This is a genomic window from Lentzea sp. NBRC 105346 (genome assembly GCF_030269605.1).
GTDB lineage: Bacteria > Actinomycetota > Actinomycetes > Mycobacteriales > Pseudonocardiaceae > Lentzea.
On sequence record NZ_BSTQ01000005.1, the window covers coordinates 365,566 to 388,514 of the forward strand.

The 22,949-nt window shown below is 62.8% G+C and carries 27 protein-coding genes and 1 pseudogene; 5 read left to right on the plus strand and 23 right to left on the minus strand.

What is annotated here, in order from left to right; translation table 11 throughout:
• Positions 1–5 precede the first annotated feature (5 nt).
• From QSK35_RS13920 to QSK35_RS13945, 6 genes are read right to left on the minus strand one after another with little or no spacing between them, the layout of a single operon-like run.
• Positions 6–185, minus strand: coding sequence for a hypothetical protein (locus tag QSK35_RS13920; RefSeq protein WP_285745946.1), 180 nt, complete (start codon positions 183–185; stop codon positions 6–8).
• A complete protein-coding gene (locus QSK35_RS13925) occupies positions 182–379 on the minus strand; it encodes a hypothetical protein (RefSeq protein WP_285745948.1) in 198 nt (65 codons plus the stop codon). The genes QSK35_RS13920 and QSK35_RS13925 overlap by 4 nt, the downstream gene beginning before the upstream one ends.
• Positions 376–588, minus strand: coding sequence for a hypothetical protein (locus QSK35_RS13930; protein WP_285745950.1), 213 nt, complete (start codon positions 586–588; stop codon positions 376–378). Before QSK35_RS13930 ends, QSK35_RS13925 begins: the two co-directional genes overlap by 4 nt.
• On the minus strand, positions 585–893 hold the full coding sequence (locus QSK35_RS13935) for a hypothetical protein (RefSeq protein ID WP_285745952.1): 309 nt from the start codon (positions 891–893) through the stop codon (positions 585–587). Before QSK35_RS13935 ends, QSK35_RS13930 begins: the two co-directional genes overlap by 4 nt.
• The gene (locus QSK35_RS13940) at positions 893–1,048 is read right to left on the minus strand and encodes a hypothetical protein (protein ID WP_285745954.1); all 156 of its coding nucleotides are present in this window, start codon (positions 1,046–1,048) and stop codon (positions 893–895) included. The genes QSK35_RS13935 and QSK35_RS13940 overlap by 1 nt, the downstream gene beginning before the upstream one ends.
• Position 1,049: 1 nt before the next feature.
• The gene (locus QSK35_RS13945; protein ID WP_285745956.1) at positions 1,050–1,343 is read right to left on the minus strand and encodes a hypothetical protein; all 294 of its coding nucleotides are present in this window, start codon (positions 1,341–1,343) and stop codon (positions 1,050–1,052) included.
• 168 nt (positions 1,344–1,511) lie between these two features.
• On the opposite strand from QSK35_RS13945, the gene QSK35_RS13950 reads away from it, so the two are divergent.
• A complete protein-coding gene (locus QSK35_RS13950; RefSeq protein WP_285745958.1) occupies positions 1,512–2,060 on the plus strand; it encodes a hypothetical protein in 549 nt (182 codons plus the stop codon).
• A 112-nt stretch (positions 2,061–2,172) separates the two neighbouring features.
• On the opposite strand, the gene QSK35_RS13955 is transcribed toward QSK35_RS13950, so the two are convergent.
• The 13 genes from QSK35_RS13955 to QSK35_RS14015 all read right to left on the minus strand — a co-directional run bounded on the left by QSK35_RS13955 (position 2,173) and on the right by QSK35_RS14015 (position 13,775).
• Positions 2,173–2,496, minus strand: a complete 324-nt coding sequence (locus QSK35_RS13955; protein WP_285745960.1) for a hypothetical protein — start codon at positions 2,494–2,496, stop codon at positions 2,173–2,175.
• Between the two features lie 270 nt (positions 2,497–2,766).
• Entirely contained in the window at positions 2,767–3,231 is a 465-nt protein-coding gene (locus QSK35_RS13960) for an ATP-binding protein (RefSeq protein ID WP_285745962.1), read from the minus strand.
• A gap of 55 nt (positions 3,232–3,286) precedes the next feature.
• Positions 3,287–3,556: a hypothetical protein gene (locus QSK35_RS13965; protein ID WP_285745964.1), complete on the minus strand. Its 270-nt coding sequence runs from the start codon at positions 3,554–3,556 to the stop codon at positions 3,287–3,289.
• Between the two features lie 20 nt (positions 3,557–3,576).
• Entirely contained in the window at positions 3,577–3,891 is a 315-nt protein-coding gene (locus QSK35_RS13970; protein ID WP_285745966.1) for a recombinase family protein, read from the minus strand.
• A gap of 83 nt (positions 3,892–3,974) precedes the next feature.
• Entirely contained in the window at positions 3,975–4,145 is a 171-nt protein-coding gene (locus tag QSK35_RS13975; RefSeq protein WP_285745967.1) for a hypothetical protein, read from the minus strand.
• 6 nt (positions 4,146–4,151) lie between these two features.
• Positions 4,152–4,793, minus strand: a complete 642-nt coding sequence (gene tmk / locus QSK35_RS13980; protein ID WP_285745969.1) for a dTMP kinase — start codon at positions 4,791–4,793, stop codon at positions 4,152–4,154.
• Positions 4,783–5,634: an aldo/keto reductase gene (locus tag QSK35_RS13985; protein ID WP_285746127.1), complete on the minus strand. Its 852-nt coding sequence runs from the start codon at positions 5,632–5,634 to the stop codon at positions 4,783–4,785. Before QSK35_RS13985 ends, tmk begins: the two co-directional genes overlap by 11 nt.
• Complete coding sequence (locus tag QSK35_RS13990) at positions 5,621–6,196, minus strand: 3'-5' exonuclease (RefSeq protein WP_285745971.1); 576 nt, start codon at positions 6,194–6,196, stop codon at positions 5,621–5,623. The genes QSK35_RS13985 and QSK35_RS13990 overlap by 14 nt, the downstream gene beginning before the upstream one ends.
• Entirely contained in the window at positions 6,189–7,343 is a 1,155-nt protein-coding gene (locus tag QSK35_RS13995) for a radical SAM protein (protein ID WP_285745973.1), read from the minus strand. The genes QSK35_RS13990 and QSK35_RS13995 overlap by 8 nt, the downstream gene beginning before the upstream one ends.
• A 215-nt stretch (positions 7,344–7,558) precedes the next feature.
• On the minus strand, positions 7,559–12,076 hold the full coding sequence (locus QSK35_RS14000; protein ID WP_285745975.1) for an NACHT domain-containing protein: 4,518 nt from the start codon (positions 12,074–12,076) through the stop codon (positions 7,559–7,561).
• Positions 12,077–12,158: 82 nt separating this feature from the next.
• Positions 12,159–13,073 (minus strand): helix-turn-helix domain-containing protein, encoded by a 915-nt coding sequence (locus tag QSK35_RS14005; RefSeq protein WP_285745977.1) that lies wholly within the window; start codon positions 13,071–13,073, stop codon positions 12,159–12,161.
• Positions 12,988–13,533, minus strand: coding sequence for a DUF6879 family protein (locus QSK35_RS14010; RefSeq protein ID WP_285745979.1), 546 nt, complete (start codon positions 13,531–13,533; stop codon positions 12,988–12,990). The genes QSK35_RS14005 and QSK35_RS14010 overlap by 86 nt, the downstream gene beginning before the upstream one ends.
• 5 nt (positions 13,534–13,538) lie before the next feature.
• A complete protein-coding gene (locus QSK35_RS14015; RefSeq protein ID WP_285745981.1) occupies positions 13,539–13,775 on the minus strand; it encodes a hypothetical protein in 237 nt (78 codons plus the stop codon).
• A 356-nt stretch (positions 13,776–14,131) separates the two neighbouring features.
• On the opposite strand from QSK35_RS14015, the gene QSK35_RS14020 reads away from it, so the two are divergent.
• Together QSK35_RS14020 and QSK35_RS14025 are read left to right on the plus strand one after the other, a co-directional pair.
• Positions 14,132–15,739 (plus strand): FG-GAP-like repeat-containing protein, encoded by a 1,608-nt coding sequence (locus QSK35_RS14020; RefSeq protein ID WP_285745983.1) that lies wholly within the window; start codon positions 14,132–14,134, stop codon positions 15,737–15,739.
• A gap of 150 nt (positions 15,740–15,889) precedes the next feature.
• Positions 15,890–17,047, plus strand: coding sequence for a hypothetical protein (locus QSK35_RS14025; protein WP_285745985.1), 1,158 nt, complete (start codon positions 15,890–15,892; stop codon positions 17,045–17,047).
• 59 nt (positions 17,048–17,106) lie between these two features.
• On the opposite strand, the gene QSK35_RS14030 is transcribed toward QSK35_RS14025, so the two are convergent.
• The 3 genes from QSK35_RS14030 to QSK35_RS14040 form a co-directional block, all read right to left on the minus strand.
• Positions 17,107–17,943 carry a DUF3846 domain-containing protein gene (locus QSK35_RS14030; protein WP_285745987.1) on the minus strand — a complete coding sequence of 279 codons (837 nt, stop codon included), beginning with the start codon at positions 17,941–17,943 and terminating at the stop codon, positions 17,107–17,109.
• Between the two features lie 171 nt (positions 17,944–18,114).
• Positions 18,115–18,444, minus strand: coding sequence for a hypothetical protein (locus QSK35_RS14035; protein WP_285745989.1), 330 nt, complete (start codon positions 18,442–18,444; stop codon positions 18,115–18,117).
• Positions 18,445–18,523: 79 nt separating this feature from the next.
• A complete protein-coding gene (locus tag QSK35_RS14040) occupies positions 18,524–19,474 on the minus strand; it encodes a DNA-methyltransferase (protein ID WP_285745991.1) in 951 nt (316 codons plus the stop codon).
• A gap of 1,570 nt (positions 19,475–21,044) precedes the next feature.
• On the opposite strand from QSK35_RS14040, the pseudogene QSK35_RS14045 reads away from it, so the two are divergent.
• Positions 21,045–21,644: pseudogene (locus tag QSK35_RS14045) on the plus strand (helix-turn-helix domain-containing protein); the annotation flags it as partial.
• A 162-nt stretch (positions 21,645–21,806) separates the two neighbouring features.
• On the plus strand, positions 21,807–22,034 hold the full coding sequence (locus tag QSK35_RS14050) for a hypothetical protein (protein WP_285745992.1): 228 nt from the start codon (positions 21,807–21,809) through the stop codon (positions 22,032–22,034).
• A 94-nt stretch (positions 22,035–22,128) separates the two neighbouring features.
• Here the strand turns inward: QSK35_RS14050 and QSK35_RS14055 are convergent, their stop codons facing one another.
• On the minus strand, positions 22,129–22,866 hold the full coding sequence (locus QSK35_RS14055) for a phosphotransferase family protein (protein ID WP_285745993.1): 738 nt from the start codon (positions 22,864–22,866) through the stop codon (positions 22,129–22,131).
• Positions 22,867–22,949: the final 83 nt, after the last annotated feature.

The following is a 22,949-nucleotide window of genomic DNA, read 5'->3' on the forward strand; positions in this document are numbered from 1 at the left end:
CTGTCCTAGCGGTAGTCGTAGGTTTCGAGATCCAGCGCGCGCAGCTCCTCCAGGAGGTGCCGGCGGCGGGACCGGTGACGAGCTGTGGCCTCGCCCTCGCTGCCCCGCAGTCGTCGCCACGACTTCATGACGACCTGGTAGCGGCGCCCGTGGACGCCTCGGTAGGGCTGGTGTCGACGGCTCATCTCTGCGCCCTCCTCCTGCGAGCAACCAGGCGCTCGTCACGTTCCTCCTGCGTGAGGCTGTCCGGCGTGCCGTCGTCTTGGAACCACTTGCGCCAGACGGCCAGACCGACCAGGCGCATCACGACGGCCACGAGGATGAGCGAGCCGAACAGAACCAGGAACTCGGTCTGCTCCGGGGTGATCTGACTGTTCATGTGCCTTCCTCGGGGTCTGGCCCGACCTCGGGGACGGCGGGCAGGTTGGCGGACGCGAGCGCGCGGGCGGCGATGCGCCGCTTGGCCGCTTCACGCTCTTTGGTCGCCTCGTTGTCCATGCGAATGACAGCCATGACCGGCGGCACGACCAGCAGCGCCAGCGTGACCAGTTCGATCGTGAGCAGGGTGTAGTAATCGGTGAGCGTCATTGGGTAATCCCCTTTCGGAGGTGATAGGCGCGGGCGAGCTGTTCCATCTCGGCCCGCGAGTTCTCGAAGTGGGTGTTGGCGCGTCGGATCGCCTGAGCCGCCTGAATGCGAACCTGTCGCAGTTCCCACCACTGGCAGAACCACGACCAGCAGCCACGCGCGGCGACCACCAGACCGGCCAGTGCGAGAACGCCGAGCAGAATCCAGCCCGCCAGCACGAGCAGGAGTTGTCCGTAGCGCTCGAGGAAGGCGACGGCGTAGGCGAGAATGACCGTCCCGATGAGAAGCCCGCCGATGACCCGCATCAGGTCTCCTCGGACTTCGGCGGGTTCTCGACGCGGCCGGCCAGATCGACAGCCCACGTCATGCAGGTGGCCTCGATCTCGGCCAGCAGTGCCGTGAGCTTGTCGTCCAGGGCGGCGACGCGCTGATCCATGAGTTCCGGGTCGATGGCGTCCATGTCAGTACCGCCGGTACATGGAGCGTTGCTCGCTGACCAGGCACAGCACGTAGCCGACCTCGACCTCCATGAGGAGGTTGTTCAGCGTCTCGTCGCCGCGGGCCAGGATGCGGCGCTGACGGTCGAGAGCCGTCAGGTTGCCCATCGCCTGCTCGGTGAAGGCCGCCAAGCCGTCGCCCTTGGCCAGGCCGACGCTGGTTGCTCGCCGCACCGTGGCGAGGTCGCGGGCGAGCGCGCGGCCTCCCGGCGTGAGCATCGACGGCAGGTTGCTGCCGTAGGGGTCGAGTTGGGTCATGGTGGGTCCTCCCTGCCGTCGGGCGGAGAGGGAGACGTCGGCTCCGAGGTGACTCCGGCCCTGCGGCACGAGAGACGCTGCCTGACCAGCCCAAATGTCGAACAGGACAAGGGCGTGGGTCGTGCTCGACAATCTGGATGTCGAGCACGACAGCTAGGCTTCTGCCTCGTGGAGAGAGCGGAGATTCTGGCGAAGCGGTTGAAGGCGCTACGGGTAGGGCTCGGCTTGGACGAGCCCGTACTAGCCCTCGCGCCGGATGACCCGCTCTGCACGGCTATGCGCTTGCCGGAGCGCCTGTCGGCTACTGAGCGCAAGGAGGCGCTGAGAGAGTCGCTGACCGAAGGCATAGGGACGCTTGAGGATGAGCAGGAGCGCGAGGCGCTATCGGTCGCCTACCGGCTTCACCCCGGCCACCAGGAGCGAAAACTAGAGCTTCGACGAGCGAGCCTGGCCGAAAGGTACGGCCGCAATGTGAAGACCGTTGAACGATATGAGAATGCCGGTATCGACCGGCTTGCACAGAAGCTTGCCCGCCCGATAACGACGGAGATTTTCCCGCCGTTCGTCTGGCGCAAGACTGAGAATGTATATGTAATCCGTGGGACACCAATTCCGAAGTGGTACGTCCACGTAGCCGTTCCGCTTCTCTTGGTAATACTACTCGTGTGCGCGTTCTTCCTTGGGGCTATGGTCCGGGAAATAGACTTCGCGCACTAGGGTCTAGATCAGTCACCTCAATCCTCGAACCGATGTTCAAGAATTCAGGTTACTGCCGACCAATTACTCCGGGTCGGCGGGCGGAGGGCGCGAGAAGCGCCTGATGGAGTGGTCAGAGGTAGACCGTGACGCGGCCGCTCAGGTGGCGGTCGTAGACGTAGCCGCTCATCTCGATGTTCAGCGTGCGTCTGACGTTCTGGTTGAACTGTTCGGACAGCCTGCGGTACGTCGGAGACGAATTCGCATCGACACCACCTCGCAGGCCAGCAGCCTCACGCCACAGTTCGTCGTAGAAGGCCGCAGTCCCTACCAGCATCCACGCTGCCGCCTCTTGAGCGTCCGTGAGCGGGAGGTCGTCCGTCACCGGGGCCTGCCGGACGGACTTGGCCCACGTGATGTCGCCTCCGCCCTCACGACCGAACTCGGTGAAGCCCACGCCGATCCCGATAGCGCCAGCTCGAACGAGCTGGCTTGGCACTGCTGATCGCAGAACCGTGATCGCGCGGGAGATCAGGGGTGTCACCGTGAGTACGGTGAGGCCCCTATTGTCGTTACCCATTGCTTGTCTCACTCCCTGGACGGACTATCCGCCCTCGCGTGAACCGCAAATAATTGCGATACAGGCGAGAGGGGTAATCCTGAAGGGATAGAATAGGCAAAACGATTAAGACAGATTTATTGCAGAAAGTCAATTGTATTGCAAAGGCTAGAGCTGCTCCAGCCCCTCGATCACGCGCCGTAGAAACTGAACATCGACTGGCGCCGCCAGCCTGCGGACGCTGTTCACAGCTTTGGAGCGCACTCGCTTCGGAAGGCCGTTCTCGGTCAGCTCGTAGACCGGTGGCTCAAGCTCACACCACACTACGCGGCCGACGTTGGTGGGGTAGGAGTTCCACCGTGAGCACAGCGAAGTCACGACGTCGGGCCATGTCGGTGGTTGCTTGTGGCGGTCGGCAACTTCGACAATGACGCCAGTCTCTAGCAGCACCAGGCGCACACGGATAAGGGCGAGATCAGCCAGCTCCACCCACCGCGGGGATGGCTCGGGTACACCGGTCAGCATCACGGCCTGGTTGATCAGTTCGGAGAGCACGGCTTCGCCAGTGTCGGCCAGCTCGGCTCGCTGCCACTCCGCCAGGGTGTAGCGGAGGAACATCGCGCCGACGTTCACCGCCGTAGACGTAGCCGCCAAGGTGAGGTCAGCTATCGCCTTCGGACGGGGCCGCTCAGTCATCGACCGTGGGGCCGGGATGATCGACCAGCTCGATTGCTCCGACCGTGAGCGCAGGTCGCCCGCTACCACCGTCATCGACAACGCCTCCCTCAATGACCATTCCGGCGGTGCTGTCAGCCCGCTCCTTGATGTGCTCGGCCAGCCGCACCAGCCGTAGCGCGAAAGTGATCTGATCTTCCTTGGAGATGTCGTCGCTCAAGATGCCCGCGACGAACTGACCAGCGTCGTTGTTGATGTCCTTGAGCTGCCGGACGATGCCCATGCTCAGGTCGTGCCGATTCACTACGCACCGCTCGGGGTAAGCACGTGGGCGTTGGCGTCTATCTCCAGCCGTTCGACCATGCTGTAGAGCAGAAGTCGATGACTCGACAGGTGCTCCAAGGACGGCACCACCACGTGCCGGGATTCGGCCCGCTTGAGCTCCTGGATCAGCTCATCGAACGCCGCTCGCGAGCCGTCCTGGTACTCGAAGAACGTGGCCGCGTAGCAGTAACCCTCGGTCTCGGCGAAGCGCTGCATCTCATCGACCGTGCGGTCAAGTTCGTCGTCCGGCACGTCGTCAGGGGCGCGCATGTAGCCGTACATCAAGGGTTTCACGGTCAACTCCAGAGTGGGTGACCAGACCGGCGACGGGCACAGCGGCCCACCGCCGCCGGTCTGGTCGGCTTGGTGGCGACTCCTCAGAGGGAGAGGTTGTGCTCCGCGAGCACTGCTCGCTCACACGGAAATGCACAGCCGCACACGGCGCACAGGTCGTTGGCGTTGGTGTGCTCGTTCAGGACAGCGGCGGCGAGCTGGTAGAGCGCTTCGACTTCGCTACTCGCCTCGGTCAGCGTGATCGTCTCGACCATGTCCGCTCACCCGGCAGCCGGAGCGAAGAAGGCCAGCAGCCGGTCACGGATCAGCGCCGCGGACTGCTCGGGAGGTCGCTTGTTCACATCCACCCGCAGCACGTCGAAGCCCGCTTGAATCAGCCGCTCTGTGGCCTGCCGGTAGAAGTGCGCTTCGGCGTGCGAACTGCCGGGGCTGAGTTGGAAGCGGTTGTGCGGCCCACGCTCACTCAGCCGCTCCGAGATGATCTCGGGGTCGGCTTCCAGGATGACGGCGAGGTCCGGCCGCTCAGCCTGCGCGTTGAGCTCCCAGAGGAAGGCGGGGTCAACCCCGTCGAACCGCTGCATCACGAGACCTGACGGGATGTACCTGTCGCTCAGCACGACGCGGCCGGCCTCGGTGTGGGGCCGGACTTCGGCCTCCAGGTGGTGGTAGCGGTCGGCCGCGTACAAGCAGGCGAGGGCGTGACCGGTGGTCGTCTCGGTCAGTTCGCGGCACAGGGCGCCGATGGGGCCTTCGCTTGGCTCAGCCGTGACGTGGACATCTTCGCCAGCGGCGACGAGCAGTTGGGCGAGGTGCTGGACGATCGTGGACTTCCCAGCACCGCTCGGGCCATCGACGCTGACGAACAGCCCGCGTTGGTGATCAGAGAAGGGCCTAAGGCTCATCCTCACCCCTTCCCGGCTTCCGACCGGTGGCCGCCAGCTCGATAGCGGTCATGGCTTCGGGGGTGAGGCTGATCTGCTCGGCCGCCAGGTTCTCGCGGAGACGTGTGCTGGAACTGGTGCCAGGGATCGGGACCATCACGGGCGAGCGGTGCAACAGCCAGGCGAGCGCGAGCTGTGCCGGTGTTGCGCCGTAGTCCTGAGCAATCTGCCCCAGGGCATCGGAAGTCGCCAGCGCTCCGGCCGCGAGAGGCGCGTACGGCACGAAGGGGATGCCAGCCATCTCGCAGTGCCGAAGCACGTCTTCCGATGCCCTGTTGGTGACGTTGTACTTGTTCTGGACGGCCGCGACGTCTACCAGCTCGCTGGCCGTGCGGAGCTGTTCCAAGGTCACCTTGGAAAGCCCGATATTGCCGATCTTTCCTTCGGCCTGCATGTCCCGCAGCACGGCGAGCTGGTCTTCCAAGGGAACGGCAGGGTCGATGCGGTGCAGGTAGTACAGCTCGATCCGTTCAACCTGGAGCCGCCTGAGACTCATCTCGACGCACTGGCGCAGGTACTCCGGCCGCCCACACGGCGCCCACTGGTTTGGGCCTTGGCGAGTGAGACCGCCCTTGGTGGCGATGACCAAGCCCTCGGGGTAGGGAAGCAACGCCTTGCGGATGTACTTCTCCGCAGTGAACGGGCCGTAGGCGTCGGCGGTGTCGATGTGGGCCACGCCCGCGTCCACGACATCGCGGAGTACCTGCATGACCCGTTCCGGGTCGTCCGGCGCAGCCCAGTGGCCAGGGCCGGTGAGCTGCATGGAGCCGAAGCCGATGCGCCTGGCGCTAGAAAAGAGCATTCTCATCGCCCTTCTCGGGAGGCTGGCCGCGCAGTTCTTCCAGGCTTGCGGCCTTGGTGGCGAGCAGCACGAACAACCGGGCGGCAACCAGCGCGTCATACGTCGCACGGTGCGGGCTGAGGTCGTCTGGCAGCCCCTCGGCCAGGCTGTACGCCTCGACCAAGTTGCCGAGCCGGTAGCTGTCGAGGCCCGGCACGAGCCGCCGCGCCAGCTTCAGCGTGTCGAACACCTCCGGCGACTCCCAGCCGGGGAGCTTGCGGGTCAGAACGCCGAGGTCGACGTGGGCGTTGTGCGCCACGAGGGCGTCAGCGTCCAGGGCGGCCAGCACGTTGCCGGTGATGGCGTCGAACGACGGGCAGTCGGCCACGTCCTTGTTGGTCAGGCCGTGGATGCGGGTGGCGAAGTGCTTGATCGGGGCGTCCGGCTTCACCAGCCAGCTCAGCGGCTCCCCGATGACTCCGTTGATTACGGGCACGGCGGCCAGCTCCACCAGGTCGGGCGGCTGCTGGCCGTTGCCCTCGACGTCCACGATCACGAAGTTCAGGCTCGTCCAGTCAGTCATCTTGCTTCTCGCCCTTCCAGCCGATCTCGGCACGGCCGTGCCGACGTTCACGGTGCGGGTGGCGCACGTCGTGAACCTGGAAGCCGAGGGCGTGTTGCAGGTAGTAGCGCGGTTGCTCGGTCTCCAGGCCGGACACCACGGCCGCCCGCTCGGTGATGTCCACGACCACAAGACCACGAGCCTCGGGCAAGCGTCCCGCGACCTCCCGCAACCGCTCGGGTGACGGTTGCGTGTGCGCGTTCCGGCAGAGTTCGAGCTGACTCAGCGGACAGATGTCGCACAGCTCCGGGATGCCGATGTGGCCGTTGTAGTCCGGCAGGCCGTGCGCGTACGCGACCGCACAGCTCGTCTTGCGGAACAGCGGCGTGGCGGCGTCGAACGTGGCGAGGACCCGCTGTTCCAGCGTCTCGGGCACGATCTTTCGCCGGGCGGTGTCCTCGTACGGCTCGGGCAGGCCGTTGGCCTTGTAGTAGTCCGCGATCTCATCCCGGTAGAACAGGCCGGTGAACACCGTGGCGTCGGCGTGCTGGGCGAGCTGGAAGGCCGCGTCCAGGTGCTCCGGCGTGTCGTTGAGGCCAGGCACCAACGGACGCCAGTAGAGGACTGTGCGGTACCGGCGCCCCGCCGGCGCGCTCATGAGCTTCAGCGACTCGGCCGCCACGGACGAGGGGTAGGGCTCGATGTCCTTATTGTCGATGCCGCTGTACGTGAACAGCAGCGTCAGCTTGATGTGCTTCAGCTGATTCAGCCGCTCGATGTCCTCGGGCTTCATCTGGTGGCGCGTGATGACGAGGACGTGGTTCGTCAGCTCGCGCTCGTCCAGGTCCTCGAGTACGGCGAGGGTGTGAGGCCGGACGACTGGCAGGAACGGGTCTGTAGCCCGGTTGAACACCTGCACCGGGGTCACGTGCGGCTGGAAGTACCGGTGAGTCACCAGCTCCTCAACAGCCTGAGCGTCGGACATGAGCGCCCGCGGTACGCGCTGATCCCACAGGCCGTAGGTGTGCCGGATGCAGTACGCGCAGTCCAGCGGACAGCCCTGGATGTGGTTCAGGCTGAGGCCGCTCTTGCGGTACTCCACGACTTCGCGGGCACGCTCGGGCAGCTTGTCGATCTGGTCCCTGCTGAGCAGGGCAACGCGGCTCACCACTGGCTACTCCCAGTCCCTGGAGGACGGACGCCGTTCGGCGTCCCTACCGGCAGAGTAGGAAGGAAAGGCCGTGGTGAATAGAAAGTTTCTAGGTATTTCTCGAAACGCCACGAAGGGGTTAGAGGGTGGGAAATTGGCAGCACAATCCGAGGCTCGCTCCCTGGGCGGCAGAGGTCACCGCGCCAGTGGGGCGTCCGAACTCGAACCTCCAGTCAGGTCAGATCGCGTTCCGTCCTCTTTTGTGTACCTACACGCATCATCATGCTCGACGTAAGCCGAGCGTTGGTGGTTGCCTCCACATACGGGTGCTTGCCGTCGTGATCGTCGCTAAGTTCCATTCGTTCGAACCAGTGCAATACGATGAGCTCAAGCTTGTTTGCTTCGAGAAACTCCCGGAGAAAAGTCTCTTTTACTAGAAGCGCCCGGCTGTCGTCTCCCTCTTCCTCGTAGTAGGTAAAGACAGGGGTGCCGTCGGCGGCGAGCCAGCTCGGCCCGCGCATGTCGAAGGTCAATCTTGCGGCCTGCTGAATGAACGTTGAGGGCAAGACCGTGCGCGCGGTTTCGCCAATCGAGCAATCGAGGATGTTACCTTCCCACGCGTACTGCTCTACAGTAGGTACAACCTGAAAAGACTTGCCTCCGACGTCTACCCTCTGAAGCTTGTCGTGCCGGTGGTAACAAGCAGGGCCAATACGGCCGACTTCGCCTACGTAACAACAATCGGTATGGCCGTGCGAGTCTATGAGATCGCGAATCTCGTGGCGAGGCTCGTCCGGTAGAGCGGCCAGAAATTTCTTAGAGCTGCCAGCTGTGACAAGTATGGTGTCGATAGCACTACGCTCCTGAAGGCCGCGCCAACCCTTGTGGGCCTGCGGGTCGACCTTCTTTACAAAGCTTTCGAGGACAACCCATTTGATGCCATGCCGATCACGCACAAAGCTGGAGTTAGTGACAGTTGGTTCAGATGCAGTATCAGCAAGAAATCGCTTAACATCTCCCTGGTATCGGCTGAAGTTGAGAGGCGCTGGCGGCCACTCTTCAAGCTGAACTAGCGACGGCTCCCAGGCTGCCACGCCATCACCATCGTTCTCACTAAAAGCTCGAAAGTCAATCGGAGGAAGGCTGGGGTCAATCTCCCGTTCGCCAATTATCTGATGCAATCCCTCGTACGGCTCACTGTCGCCAAAGCGACGGGAAGCCTGGTAGTTGTCTGCTACGCGGGCCAGTAGTTCATGATAGGCCATCCATTGGTACTTCTTTCCCCATCGCTCAGCCTTATGTCCCTCCCGTCCGCGACCTTGTCCGATTGTGCGATCCTGGCGTCCGAAGAGCTTAGGTGTCCAACCAAGACTGAGTGTCCGCCGGAAGACCCAACGCCGGGCACTGTTAGCTGGGTACTCGTCGTTGATTGGCTTCGGGTATACAAAGACAGCGTCAAATAGCTCGCGCTGCTTGTCGCTCAATGGGTCGTCTTCATGTTCTATGAGAAATCGGAGCGGACTCATCGCAAGTGGATCGGGATTTTCGAGCCAGCTGGCAAGGCTTTCCCTCTGTTCGTTGCTCAGGGAAGCGACAAACTTCTCCCACCGGCTCTTAATGAATCGGGGCTTGCGGTCCTGGCGCTCAGGGTATTCCTGTCCAATGCGATAGCGCGAAAATTGGTGAAGTCCTGACTCAACGACGTAGCGGCCGAAGTCACCCATGCTCAGCAAAGAAGAACTGATGGATGAATAGCTTTCGTCATCTGGTTGATCCTTACGCCAGCCGTATTTATCCTTAATTGTTGCCTCGGTTGGCGGCGCGCCAGGCGGCTTCAGGCCGTAAGGACGCTGAGTCGAGTTCAAGGCAGAGTCGGGCAGTAGTTGGTGAGCGACTGCCCATCGAACGATCCCCCGCGCAGCATCCAACAGTAGTTCGTCTGCTCGGACAGGACGAGCAAAGACTCGCGCACGTACAGCTTCGGCAAGCGCTTTTGCTTGGTCAGCCTGTGCTGGTGTGCTGCGGAGGAGTGAGCCGTAGGCGATGGCGACTATTCTTTGCACTACATAGGGGTCATCGACGGTCCAGAAGCGCTCAACGAGAGCGCGCATGACGTCGAGATGACCACGCAGCAGCTGCACGAGCGCCTTCGTAACCCAGTCGCGCATGAAGCGGTTGGGGGAAGACAAGAGCCAGCACAGGGGGATACAGGCCAGCTCGATCACTTTGGCGTCGTAAGCCGGGTATGGGCCGGCCGCCGCCCAGCGGGCAAGACGGGCTGCGGGACTGAATGCCTCAAACAACTCGTGATACGTGGCGAATCCGAAATCACTATCCCGCCGCGGCATACGTTGCCTGAGAAGGTAGCGGTGCAACCCGTCGCCGTTGAGGCGATTGCCCGGTTGCGGCGCCAGCGTGAACAGCACCCGGTAGAACTCATCACGGGACATGTAGGGCTGCGCTTCGTTCAGGAGATCGATGGTGCGCTGAGAGATCGCTTGCGAGTCGCGGTAGGGCAACGTCTCCACGAGCGAGCGGTAGAGCTGACGAGCGCGATGATGTCGGTCCCAAGCAGCTCCGGCTTCCCGCTGCTTCGGCTCGGCACTCAGCTTGATTCCTAGAAGATCCGGCACCTCAATGCCGTGAACCTCGGGAAACAAGATGGTAGCTGCCTCATTGATGCCCCAACTACATTCTTCGATCAACCACGACTTGACCGCAGGATCGTTGAGCGGGTCATCGGACAATGACAGACGGCGCTTCAGGAGCAGGAAGTCCGCGAATGCCTGGAATACGATTCGGACGCCTTCGTCAAAGTTGCCGCTGCCGAGGTAAAGACGTTCGCGAGTGAGGACTCCTTCTTCCTGGAGTAGACCTAGAATCCTCGTCGTGTCGACAGCCGCATCGCCCAGTGACGCGCGAGCGACCGCTTCGGCCGCGCCGGTGCTCATACTCTCGCGGCCGAGTTGGGACAGTTCGTCAAGCAAACCATCAAGTACGCGGCCCACCTGCGACTTCGCCGCGTTAAGCTCATAGCCGGAACTTGCGGTCGGCCGGAAACGCCTGGCGACCGTAGCGATCTTGGCCGCAAGGTAACGCTCAAAGATGGCGACTCGTCCTTGATGGCCGTCCGGGATCGGTCCGGTCTCAGCTTGTGACAGGCTCTCGCAGTACAGCCGCAGGAACAGCGGAAGTGTGAACTCGGGAGTCAGCAATGGAATCTTGGGTGCTTCAAGCTTGTAGTGGGCGAAATAACGCTGCGTCGCTTCGACTTCCCGCTCGGCAAATCCTGGATGCGCCCGACGGATATAGTGAGCGCCTTCTGCACCTTCCAGAACAAGGTCCTGGTATGTATCACGACAAGAGACGGCAAGCGCGACGTGTGGGTACGGTGCAATGGCAGCCCTGAGTGCTGGAAGATGAACACGCCAGAAGTCAGGTGGTGTCGTCTCATTGAGCGCATCAACGAAGATAATGAACCGACTTCCGCGCATCGAAGCGGCCTCGCCTGCCGCATCCATCGCGCGCAGCAAGACATCCGCTCCGACCGTCTCCAAACCAAGCTGGTCTGCGATGCTCGCCCAAAGGTTGCCCTGACCGAACTGTGCACCTGCGAGAAACACCGCCGGGCGCCCACTATCCAGAGCTCGCCGCGTGGCGTCCAGCAGTAGATGTGTCTTCCCAGAGCCAGCCTGGCCCGTAAGGAAGTATGCACGCCGCCGGAATGAGCGACCCACTGAGGATTCAAGCCAGGAGATCAACTCGTCCATTGCGGAGGCCAGACTGCGCACACCGTAGCTACTAGTCCGCTCCGACGGCTTATTAGCCCTCTTCGGATCATCTTTGGGCAGCTCCCGCCAAGCCGCTTCAAGTTTGCGCTCATACTCCTCGGCGGCATAGATCGCGTTTTGACATGCCTCCACGTCAGCAAGCAGGGGATCAAGCGCCGTTTGCGGATCGCCCGCTTGCAGCGCGAGTGCTCCCGCCTTAATGCTCAGTGCTTTGGCCGCCTCGGAGATGGCCTGGTACAGCAGTGCGGCCGTTTCATCCTCGTCTATTGTCCACACTCGCACGTCAGCTATGGCCGAGATGACTTCGCGGAGACGGCGATCGAAGGCGACACAAACCGACTGATCAAAACCAAGCGCCAGAAAGTCCTCTTGGATAGGAACATCGACCTGTAGATCGGGCCGATACTTCTCACTGGCCGCATCGGCTTGTTGTTTGTAACGATTTACAAGCCAGTCATTCCCAAAGACGAGGTCGCCCCACCAAAACCAACGTCGGCCGTTGTGTTCCGGTTTGGCCAGTTCGTCCAGCAGATCGCTTTCCTGTACTAGTTCAAACTCAATCTTGTCAGCACCTGGGATGGTCTGCTGCCAAGTCTTAATCTTGTCTTCGTATTTCTGTCGCTGGGACTTTCGCTCGCCACCACTCGTGCCGGTTGCAAGGTTCCAGGAGATCGTGAAGGTCAGCTTCCGCAGACCGGGACGCTCGTTGGCGACCCGCTTGACCGAATCGGTCATGGCAGTCAAGAGTGCATCGATGCCCTCGACATGCTTGGCCTGCCAGCCCCACTCAGTGCCGTCAGGCAATGAGGCATACCATTCCACCCCACCATCAGGGTTGCCAGTTCGGATTGCCTGAGTGCCTGCTGGCCCTTGATTCTTGAGCAACTGAAACGACAGTTCTTCGAACGCTCGGCTTTGTTCGCCGTTCCAGGTGCGCAGTGTCTTGAAGCTGAAGCTCAACGATTCCTCCCGCCCGCAGACGGGCAATCATCCGCTAGTATTTTGTACTATTCTACAAGAGTTGGCAGTCTGTTGCGAGTCTCTAGTCCGGGGATAATTCTTCCGGCGCAAAGCCTTCTATGACTCGATTAATGATTGCTCGTGCGCTGCGACCGTAGTTGGCGACACCGGCCAGGCTGTCGAAGATGCCGCCGTACAGCGAGATCTCCTGAGGTTGGGCAAGGTTCAGCTCGGCCGAGAAGGTCTCGACCATCACGCGGTCGTTGTCGAGCAACCAGAAGCCGTGAGCGGGCGCCACAACGTACGCCGTCTCGAACCCGATGATGCCGAGCTTCACGTTCGGCAGCGCCGACAGCGACATGAGGCGGTCGAGCTGACCCAACATGATCTCTGGCGGGCACAGCCGGTACCGGAGCGCGGCTTCGGTTAGCACGAAGTGGAAGCGCTTGTCAGCCCGGTACAGGATGTCTTGGCGCTGCACCCGCGCGGCAACAGCTTCGTCAATGTCATTGCGCACCTTGAACACGGTGATGCTCTGCGCGAAGCGGTAGCGGGCGTACTCGGCGGTCTGGAGCAGGCCGGGAATGAAGGTCGACTCGAACGCCCGGAACAGCCTCGTCTTGGCGTTGATATCCGCAACCTCTTGTTGGTGCGGCTTGAGGCCGACGCGCAGCTGGCGTTGCCACTCGGCGTGTTGGACTTCGAGGGTGTGGAGCGAAGCGAGCAGTGCCTCAGTCTCGCCCTCGCTACTGGTCGCTCGCGTCCAGTCCTGGATGTCGTCGTCGGTCGGTGTCTGCTTGCCGTTCTCCAGCTTGCTGACCTTGGAAGGCGGCCACGACAAGGACTCCGCGAGTGCCCGCCCGCTCAGTCCAGCGGCGGTGCGGAGCTCGCGGAGTCGCTTGCCGAGCGCATCACGAGCTTCGTGAACGCTGGTGATGCCGGTCGTTCGCTTCGGTGGCAAAGTCGTCCCGTCGTACGGCGCGGTGCCAAGCCGCATCTCGCCAGTAGTTGTGCTGCACGATCTCGGCGGGGTCTTCGATGAGTTCGCCGCCCAGGAAGTTCTCATCGCTGTCGAAGTGCATCCGCACCAGCTTGCGCGAGTCGAACAACCAGTAGTCGTAGTCCGGCAGGCCGGCCGCGTCGTGACGCGCGAGGTAACGAGTGACCTCACCGACCCTGTTGGTGTAGCCCGAGCAGTAGATGCCGAAGCGGCTGTAGGTCGTGAGCGGCATGGTGACCACCCGGACGCGGGTGAACAGCCGCCCCTCCGCGGTGGCCTCCTCGATCATGTTCAGCCAGTTCTGAAACCAGTTCATGTCTACCGGCTCACCAGCGGTGAACTGTTCGAGCGCCCTGGCCTCGTTCGCGGACTTGTAGAGGTCGCGGGTCTCCAGCCGGAAGGCGGTGTGCTCGAAGCTGCGGAAGAGCTGGCCGAATTCGGGGCCGGGTTCGATCATGCGGCTCAGCGCTGGCCCTCCTGCTCCAGGTAGCGGAGGGCGTACATCTTGAGCACGTCCTCCGGGATCTCGATCAGGGTCTCATGGTCGGGAACCTCGCCCACGTCCGCGAGCACCTGCGCGTCGGTGACCTTCCAGCCCTGGGCGATGTACGTCACCCGGTCGGTGCGGTCAGTGGCGAACAGGGTCGGGGACTGACCCTCCTGCGACTCCGGGTCCTTACCGAGGAACCTAGCGCGCATCGTTGCCTCCGTTGCGAGAAACTTGGCGAACCGTTCTCGACCATCGTGGTCCAGGGCGGCGCCCACGTCAACAGCGCAACGACAACCACAAACAATCTCATGCGCTTATTCGACTGCTTACAAAAGCGCGTATTGATTGCGTAGATAGCGGAAAGTCGTATGGCGCCAGAGGTGATTGTTAAATATTTCTCTTGATCTTTTTGGCAAATAATGTTTTATTAAATTCAAGTTGCGTAGTTCTTTTACGTGATTTGCATTAAGGGATTTAGGCTACCGATCCCCTCTTTCGTTAGAGTAGCCAATTAGTGTCAGGAGAAGCGGTGGGCAACATCCGTGTGTCCGCGCACAGACGCGGCTTGAGCAGGGCGCTTCGCGCGTTGCTCGTCCTGGTACTGGCGATTGGGGCTTCGGTCTTCACCGGCCAAGCTGCGTTCGCTGGGTCCGACGACTACCCGTCCAAGTGGAAGACCCCGGCAATGGACACGGTCGTCGACGACTGGGGCATGTACAACCGCGAATGCACCAGCTTCGTGGCGTACCGACTGAGCACCCGCAACGGCTACAACATGCCGTGGCACGACAACGCAATCAACTGGGCGAACAGAGCGAAGAACGCTGGCGTCGCAGTTGACCACTTGCCGGCCAAGGGTGCGGTGGCGTGGTTCAGCTATGGCCACGTCGCATGGGTCGAGTCGGTCAGCGCCGACAAGAAGACCGTCCACATCGAGGAGTACAACTACGACTACGCGGGTCACTACAACCAGCGTGACGTGGCCGTCTCCAAGGTGAGCAACTTCATCCACTTCGCTGACATCAACCCGCCTCCGCCTCCGCCGAGTCCGCCGGACTCGGACGGCGACGGAGTCCTGGACAGCAACGACCCGTGTCCGAACGTGTACGTCGCGGACGCCGATGGCTGCCCTGGCCGGAGTGACTACAGCCTGGACGGCAAGTCGGACATCGCCGCCTTCTACAACTACGACGGCGGAGCGACGAACCTCTGGCTGTGGAACGGTCAAGCCGACCGGTACTCCTCGGGGCCGTACGCTCCGTGGACACAGGCCACGGGATTCGAGGCATCGCGCCTGAACCCCGTCGGCACGGGCGACTACGACGGGGACAAGATCCCCGACACCGCCGCCTTCTACGGGTACGACAACGGCGCGCTGGCCCTGGACATCTGGTACGGCAACCCGCGAGCCGGACTGGACTCCAGGACGGCGTGGTACGTGGGCAACTCCTGGGAAGGCGCTCGGGTGATCCCCGCAGGTGGCGGCGACTTCAACCAGGACGGCAAGGCCGACGTCGCGGCCTTCTACAGGTACGACAACGCCTTCGTCGCGCTGTACGTCTGGTACGGACAGGCGGATCGCACGATGTCTGGTCCCTACACCGTCTGGACCGGGAACGGGTGGGATGGCAGTCGCATCATCACCGTGGGCGTCGGAGACACCGACGGCGACGGCAAGGCTGACATCTCGACCTTCTACCGGCACGACGGCGGCATGATGGACCAGAACGTGTGGTACGGCGACGGAGCGGGCAACTTCACGCTCGGTCGTCCCTGGCACGTGGACACCTCATGGGAAGGGGCTCGCTTCATCCCCGCTGGGGTGGCCGACCTCAACAGCGACGGCAAGGCCGACACCATCGCGTTCTACCGGCAGGACAACATGCAGGTGGACATGCGCGTCTGGTACGGCACGTCATCGCGCGTCGGGGCAGCCGATCCGGGCGGCCCCTGGAGTGGCTTCAACGGATGGGACGGCAACCGCATCCTTCCGGCCGGCACTGGCGACTACAACGGTGACGGCAAGATCGACGTGGCTACCTTCTACCGTCACGACGGGCAGATGGTGGACATGAACATCTGGTACGGCGATGGGGGCGGCAACCTGAGCCTCTTCCGCGCCTGGCACGTCGACACCGCCTGGGAAGGTGCACGCATCATCCCGGCGAAGTGACAGGAGGGTCGGGGGCGGCTGCGAGAGCAGCTGCCCCCACCCGACACAAAACCAAGAACTTATTATTGTTTGGGGATCATTCGTACTATAATGGGCTAATACATGCTGCGCAGAACAACTAAACGGTATTGGCCCGTCGTTACCCTCGTGATGCTTTTCGTCGCCTCTATTTTCCTTCGTCTACCGGCGTTCGGCATTGACCCGATGAAGGAATTTGGCTGGACCCAGTTCGAGCGATTCAACAACGCCGAGGTGTGGATACATGATCGGCATGTTCTCAACATTTATGACACCCATCCAATTCAGGTACACAAGTTTGCTGGCTACGTTGGATACGATGAACAGTACTTGAAGAATAAGGAAGACCCGCAGCTAACCGTATACACTTCCTTCCCGCCGACGCACTTCGTGGCACTTTTCGCCACCCTTAAGACTTTTGGCGGGCACTACACTTACAAGGCGATGGAGGTATTCGGGCTCGCTATACACGCTCTATCTGTCGGACTCATCGCATACCTGGTGTACTTGCTAACTCGAAGCAGGCTGCTCGCGGTCCTCGGCGGTGCAATATACATCTTCTCGACAGGTACACTCTGGTATCACATGAATGTCTACTGGGCGCATGAATTACTGGTGCCAGTGTTCGTCGGTTCTTTAATCGTCTTCGTCAAGCGTAGAGGGCTGATGCGCTGGTGGGAGAGCTTGCTCTTTGGCGCTGGCATGACCTTGATCTCCTGGACGGGTGCCGTGGCGGCCGTTGGCTACGCCCTCTATGGCCTTTACAAGTTCTATAAAACCAAAGATCGCGCCTATTTAAACCACCTGTTCGTCATTGCAGGCTTGGCCGCAGCTCTCGTACTGGTGGTAGCGCAAGTCTTGATTACCACAGGCTCGAACCCTGTCGAATACGTTGAGAAGGTATTGCATCGCGCGCAGACGCGAACGGCGGGCGCGACCAGTATGCCATTCGTGGTGATGGTTTGGCGCTTTGTTAATGACCTACTTCTCGACTACGGCGGCTACATGGTCATAGCCCTAGTATTGGCAGTGAAGTATAAGATCGAGCGCTTCCACAAGGCCGTCCTGTTTGTAGCGGCGTTTCCGCTCGTCGAGTCCTTTATCATACTTGAGCATGACACGGTCTATGGGTTTGGACGCCTCAAATGGCTGATCCCGGTAATTCTGCTCATCTGTATTGCCGGAGCCAAGCTGAGCGAAAGGCGAAAGTGGCTGCTCGCTTCTGCTGTGGCGGCGGCATCCGTGCTTCACATAGCGCTCTACTTCTCGGTTTACCAGGCCGTCAAGTAATCCGTCACGATGTGTGTGGCCCGCCGCCCTGAGCGTTCTACTCGGGCGACGGGCGTTGCTCAGTACGTGAGCGCCTGACACTGCGCCTTTGTCGCGGTCAGGAGCCTACGGACGAGCCGGGCGAACTTGCCTTCCTCGATACTCGGTTCGAGCGTCATCGACTCGAACGCGATCCCGTGTCTGATGGTCAGCCACTCGTCACCGCCTTCGACCTGGTTGATGAAGCACAGGTCTCGGTAGTAGAACGCGGTGCCGATCGCCCAGTTGCCGTGTCCGATGCGGTCGGCCAGTTCTTCGACGCTGTAACAGCCGACGAAGCTGTTCCGGTTGAACGGCGGGTCGTCCGCGGAACTGATCCACGGGTTCTCGATCCCGAGCTTGTACCACTGCTCACGTAGCTCGTCGTCCAGCTCGGGCACGACGCGAACCTCCTCGATGAGGTCCCACGTCTCGGCCAGTTGGAGGGCGTAGCGGTACGCCTCCAGCCAATCCGTGAACACCTGGTTGTCGCTGCTCCACCTTGGTTCGCTGCTAGTCCACATCTGGACGCGGTAGCGCTTGGTGTTGGTGAGCAGGTCAGCCAGATCTTCCGGAACTGTCGTGTCGTCGCCGTGCCGGTTGGGCGGGCCGACGATGAGCGCTGAGCCCACGATGACGTCACGGCCTCGGAGAGTGGAGTTGTGCACCCACGCGAGCGTGGTCGCTCGGTGGTTGACGCGCATCCGGTTGAGCTTGCCCTCCTCGTTGAGGTACATCGCGGCCGGCGGCCGGTCGAGGGTGGCGACTTCGAGGTTGCCTCCAACGATCTGCCGATAGGCGTTCACGTCGTGGCGTTCGATCTCCTGGAGCCGGATCGGCTGACTCGGATCGACAGGTATGACGATGGCGGTAATCAAGGTTGCCGCTCGCTTCTGGACCGTTGGGCTTTTGCCTGGTGGGCGGTCCGTTCCACACCAGGCCGCTCCCCGCGTCAGGGCGGAGAAGGGTCTGGCGTGCAAGTGGGTTGCGGGAGCGGAGGGCGGTCGAAGATGACCGCCCTCCGCTCCGGGTTGGTGCGGGCGGGCTTCTTACTTGGAAGCCTCACCGCTGCGGCGCCGCGTCGACGTGGTGGTCTCAGCAGGCGTCTCGGCCGTCGGGTCTTCCGTCCCGAACAGTCCTTGGATTGCGCCGCGCCTGGCGGCAGCCTCGCGCTCGATCGCCTCGAGGGCGGCCTTGGCGCGGGCGGCGAAGTCGGGCTCCGCCTTCTTGGTGGTGACGTACAGCTCGACCGCGCGGATGGCCGCGTCTCCCAGGGAGATGCCGTCGAGCTGTGCGACGAGGGCGAACTGAGCGTGGAGAGCGTCGGGCACCTTGATGCCCAGGGTCTTCACGCTGCCGCCGTTACGGGGTTCCGACATCGGAGCCTCCTCGGTTTGGTGCGGCCGGCCATCCCTTGAGCTGGGATGACGACGACGGCCGCATGACACCGGGGAGGTGTCAGGCTGCGCGATCCTGCTTGCGGCGCGCTGCGGCGATGCGCTCCGTACTCATCTCGGCGTAGGCCGGATTTAGCTCGATGCCGATCCAGTCGCGGCCGTGCTTCTCGGCGGCCAGTGCAGTCGTGCCAGTGCCCATGAACGGGTCGAGCACAACACCGGGAACGCCGTCCGCGCCGCACATACAGGTTGGTTCTAGGTCGCCAACGGCCAGCAGGCGGCCGTCTCGACGCTGCAGGGCGCGGTGCCACGGGACGCCACAGGCGGAGCAGACCCGCTCTGGGCACGTGGCGAGCAACGGGCGTTCGGCGAGGCTGAGCGGGAAGACGGCGAAGTGTCCGCCTCGGAACCCGGCGGTCGGCAGTGCCCAGACGTCGCCGGGGTTCTTGCCGAGCGGGTGCCCGGACAGACCGGAGGCCTTGAGGCGAGACAGCCCGCGGTTGTCGTTGAGCGTCCAGCCCTTTCGGTTCGCGGCCCCGATGTCTGCTGGCGGGTAGCTACGCGGCGCGTCGCTAGGGTTCTGACGCTTGCCGGTTACGAGCGGCTGACGAACGGGGTCTAGGTCGAAGTGGTAGCGCGGCGAGCGAGTGAAGAAGTACATCAACTCGTGCGTCGTGGTCAGTCGGTCGGTCACCGATGACGGCATGGGGTTGGTCTTGGCCCAGATGACCTCGTTGCGCAGCGTCCACCCGTCTTGTACGAGGGCTAACGCCACCCGAGAAGGGCCAAGCAGCAGGCTCTTGGGGGCGGCGCCCTCAGCCGGACGACGCGAGTAGCTGTCCCCCAGGTTGAGCCAGAGCGAACCGGTCGGCTTCAGGACGCGGGCAAGTTCGCGGGCGACGAGTCGCAGGCCGTTGACCCAGCCTTCTGCGTCCGGTTCGGCTCCGAGCTGCTGCTCATGGCCGTAGTTGCGAACGCCGAAGTAGGGCGGGCTGGTGATGATGGTGTCCACGGACGCGGCCGGTAGTTCGGCCAGCCGGTCACGGACATCCCCGATGAGGATGGTGTTGCGGGGCAAACTCGTGGCGTCCGCTGACTGCGGGCCGCTTTGAAGATCACCTCCTATACGTGTAGGTGGGTTCATGCAGTGTTCTCGATTAGATGTTGAGGGGCGCCCCGACGTCCCGGTGAGGACGCCGGGGCGTGGCCGGGCCGCGTGGCCCTGGCCGAGGGTGCCGATCCCGTTCTAGTCTTGACCTGCGTGTTCGCGGACGTACCTGGCGAGGACAGGGTTCAAGTTGAGTCCCCTTGGGGACATACGCACTAACCACACGCGAAGAGGTCGTCGCATAGACGGCCTCTTCTGCTATTTCGTACCTGAGTTCGACCCCGAGGTACTCGTAAGCCTCGCGAGCCATTCCGGCCTTCCTTCCGTCCGCGACGTGATCCCACTGACTACTGATCGTTTGAATGCGATCCCTGCAAAGCCAGAGGCACACTAGACCGATCGAGTGACCCTCGTGTTCGGCGATCGCCTCGCGGTTGTACCTTGCTCGTTGGTGGACTGCGGCCGCCGACGAGGCTCCTCCGATCCCGGATGGAGTGGGTGCCTCGCAAGCACACCCTGGGGAGTGCACCGCATCTGACCACTCACGCTGCCCGAGGGTCGACCTCACGATCTCAGCAGCGCTGGCCGGGTAGCGCCTGCGGAGGATCTTCGTGTGAGTGACCTCGTGGACGGCAGGTCCGCCCGAATCGCATGGCGGCGCCGATACACCGGTGAGTCTGCGCGTGCGGTGCGAGACCAGCTCAAAGGCGAGTCGGGCCCAGTCATGCCGACGCCGTCAGATAGCGATCAGACAGCGCTCGAGGCCGCGATCCTGCGCGTCCTGAGCCGGGTGGTGGCGCGTCCGCAGCGATTTCAGCAGCCGTTCGACCAGACCTGGCCCCTGGATCGGGTGCGACCAGCCACCGGGATGGTCTCACTGGAGCTGCAGGACCAGGTGCTCCAAGGCTTTCTGTTCGAGGCTTTGCCTGTGCACACCCCCGGAGGAGTGCGGGGGATCCCCGGCGTGCGAGTGATCCCCGCGCGGTCGCATCTCGATCTACGGTGGACCGGACCTGGTGGCGCGACGTCGGCAACCGTACGGCTGCTCGGTGTCTCCAAGGAACGCTGGCGAGCCATCGAGCCCGAGCTCATCCTCTTCAGTGAGGCCACCCCGCTTTGGGCCATGGGCCGGAACGAACTGCACGACGCCGAGAGCACCTCGCTGCGAACGAGGCCGAAGGACCCGATCTCGTTGATGAGTGCCGTGTTGCGGCGTCTGTGGCTCTGGCACGAAGCAACCTGGTTCGCAACGGCCGTCGATGAGAGCATGCTCCGCGTCTACTGGCGGCATGGTCCAACGCACGCGCAGATCGTTGAGATGCTCCAAGACCCGCTGTGCGGCGTTCCGGGCGTCGCTGTCGCATCGCGTCTGCTTTCGAACGACCTGCGAGGAGTCGCGCTCGCGCTCCTGGACGGTTCCAACACCCAGCACACCGAGCTGCACGACGCACTGGCGTGGGCCAATCCGGACAGCATGCCGAGGCTGCCGAACGACATCGTTGTTCCGTTCGAGGTGTGGGATCAGGAGGAGATGCGGGACGCGCTGAGCAGAAGGGAGATCAGCTCGGTCTATCGGCTGTTGCGCCGCAACGGTGTGACCCAACGCCAGATCGCAGCGCTCACCGGCCAGTCCCAGTCCGAGGTCTCCGAAATCCTCAAGGGGCGTCAGGTCCGGTCGTACGACGTCCTGACGAGGATCGCTGCCGGCTTGGGTGTCCCGCGTGGATACATGGGGCTCGCCTATGACGAAACAACCGCCTCGGCCGTTGCCACCCTGGTCGACGACAGCGAGTCGGCCAAACGCCGAAGGTTCCTCGCACACGCCGCCAGGTCATGGGCGATGCCCCTCAGCGAACCACCTGAGCCGAAGCACGTGGCAATGGCCGACGTGCGCCAAGTGGAGGCCGCGACTCGCGCTCTGCGCGCATTGGCGTGGCAACACGGCGAAGGAACCATCAGAGAGGCCCTCCGCGCGCAGCTCGAGTGGGCACGCACACTTCTCATCCCCCCTGCGCCTGATCTCGTGAGAGAACGGCTCATGGTCGCGATCGCGAACCTCGAAGCGTTGGCGGGCTGATCCGTGTTTTGGACCTGTGTTGTGCTGGGTGTGCCTCTTTGGGCGGTGGTCCTGACCGCGATCTGGGCCCCGAGCTCTCGCCGACGCGCTGACGCTCGCCGAGTTCTGCTCATCGCGATCATGCAACCGGAGTCGGAACGCGAGGAGCACGCGACGCGCGTGAAGCCGAAGAAGCGGAGCCCGTTCGCCCGCATACTCGCCGTTGTCGCACTACTGCTGGTGGTGTGCCTGGCGGTGCTTCTGTGGAGCGGCGAACTCGACCGTAACGACAAGATCGCGAGCGTGGTGAGCATGTTCGTCGGTGTCGCCGGTCTCATTGTGGCGTTACAAGCCTTGCGGACCGCCACCTCGGAATCACGTTCGAAATTCGACACGGATCAAAAATGATCACTGTTCGTACGGCTTGTTCAGCACAGTTCACGGTTTATCCAAGGCGGGCAACCCATGCGGCTACCTGTGCCTGGCTGCGCGACGCGCGGCCTCACATCTGAGCCCTCAGCACGTCGACCTCACAGCCCGGCGTGGCCGGGTCGAAGCCGTGCTCGATCAGCCAGCGGACCCCGAGCAGGCTTCGCAACGACCACCACGCGCGGAGCACGTCGAGGTCGACATCGGTGCCATACCCGGCAAGAAAGTCGTCAAGGTGCTCCTCGGCCCCGAGCGTCAGCGCGGCGAGGTCGAACAGGGCATCACCCTGAGCCGCCTCCGTCCAGTCGATCACGCCGGTGACCTCGTCACCGTCGACGAACACGTGGCTGACCTGCAGGTCGCCGTGGATGAACGCCGGCCTCCACGGCCGCAGCGCAGCCTCGGCGATCTCGCGGTTGCGCGTGACCAAGTCGGTCGGAAGGACATCATTGGCGATGAGCCACTCGCACTCGGCGTCGAGCTGCGATGCGGTCTCGTCAAGGCTCCGGCCGGGCCACGGCGGCAGCGGCGCGTCGTGCAGCAAACGCACGGCGGCGCCCACCGCGGTCCAAGCGGCAGGCGACGCGGTTGACGGCCGGCCGAGGTGACCGAGGGCCTTGCCGGGGAGGGCGGCGAGCGCGAGCACGGGTGGCTTGCGCCACAGGACTTCTGGAGTCGGGATCGGCGCCAGTGCCATCGCCTCGACCTCGACGTCGGTGCGCGTCTGGTCAGAGTCGATCTTCAGGAACACGTCGCCGACGCGCAGCGTCGCGCACTCGTGATGGGCGACGACGACCTCGACCTCTGCCATGGCAGCGATTATCGCGACGATCACCGGCGGAGTCGCCGGATTTATCGCAGGGCCCTTTGCCGCACAAGCGAATCGCGGCAAAG

Bases quoted from the DNA above. Each gene is read 5' to 3' on its own strand.
- QSK35_RS13930 (WP_285745950.1), bottom strand. From the start codon at position 588: ATGACGCTCACCGATTACTACACCCTGCTCACGATCGAACTGGTCACG.
- QSK35_RS13920 (WP_285745946.1), bottom strand. From the start codon at position 185: ATGAGCCGTCGACACCAGCCCTACCGAGGCGTCCACGGGCGCCGCTAC.
- QSK35_RS13945 (WP_285745956.1), bottom strand. From the start codon at position 1,343: ATGACCCAACTCGACCCCTACGGCAGCAACCTGCCGTCGATGCTCACG.
- QSK35_RS13985 (WP_285746127.1), bottom strand. From the start codon at position 5,634: ATGCTCTTTTCTAGCGCCAGGCGCATCGGCTTCGGCTCCATGCAGCTC.
- QSK35_RS13940 (WP_285745954.1), bottom strand. From the start codon at position 1,048: ATGGACGCCATCGACCCGGAACTCATGGATCAGCGCGTCGCCGCCCTG.
- tmk (WP_285745969.1), bottom strand. From the start codon at position 4,793: ATGAGCCTTAGGCCCTTCTCTGATCACCAACGCGGGCTGTTCGTCAGC.
- QSK35_RS13935 (WP_285745952.1), bottom strand. From the start codon at position 893: ATGCGGGTCATCGGCGGGCTTCTCATCGGGACGGTCATTCTCGCCTAC.
- QSK35_RS13975 (WP_285745967.1), bottom strand. From the start codon at position 4,145: ATGGTCGAGACGATCACGCTGACCGAGGCGAGTAGCGAAGTCGAAGCG.
- QSK35_RS13990 (WP_285745971.1), bottom strand. From the start codon at position 6,196: ATGACTGACTGGACGAGCCTGAACTTCGTGATCGTGGACGTCGAGGGC.
- QSK35_RS14025 (WP_285745985.1), top strand. From the start codon at position 15,890: ATGCTTTTCGTCGCCTCTATTTTCCTTCGTCTACCGGCGTTCGGCATT.
- QSK35_RS14010 (WP_285745979.1), bottom strand. From the start codon at position 13,533: ATGATCGAACCCGGCCCCGAATTCGGCCAGCTCTTCCGCAGCTTCGAG.
- QSK35_RS14005 (WP_285745977.1), bottom strand. From the start codon at position 13,073: ATGCGGCTTGGCACCGCGCCGTACGACGGGACGACTTTGCCACCGAAG.
- QSK35_RS13965 (WP_285745964.1), bottom strand. From the start codon at position 3,556: ATGGGCATCGTCCGGCAGCTCAAGGACATCAACAACGACGCTGGTCAG.
- QSK35_RS13925 (WP_285745948.1), bottom strand. From the start codon at position 379: ATGAACAGTCAGATCACCCCGGAGCAGACCGAGTTCCTGGTTCTGTTC.
- QSK35_RS14015 (WP_285745981.1), bottom strand. From the start codon at position 13,775: ATGCGCGCTAGGTTCCTCGGTAAGGACCCGGAGTCGCAGGAGGGTCAG.
- QSK35_RS14035 (WP_285745989.1), bottom strand. From the start codon at position 18,444: ATGTCGGAACCCCGTAACGGCGGCAGCGTGAAGACCCTGGGCATCAAG.
- QSK35_RS14055 (WP_285745993.1), bottom strand. From the start codon at position 22,866: ATGGCAGAGGTCGAGGTCGTCGTCGCCCATCACGAGTGCGCGACGCTG.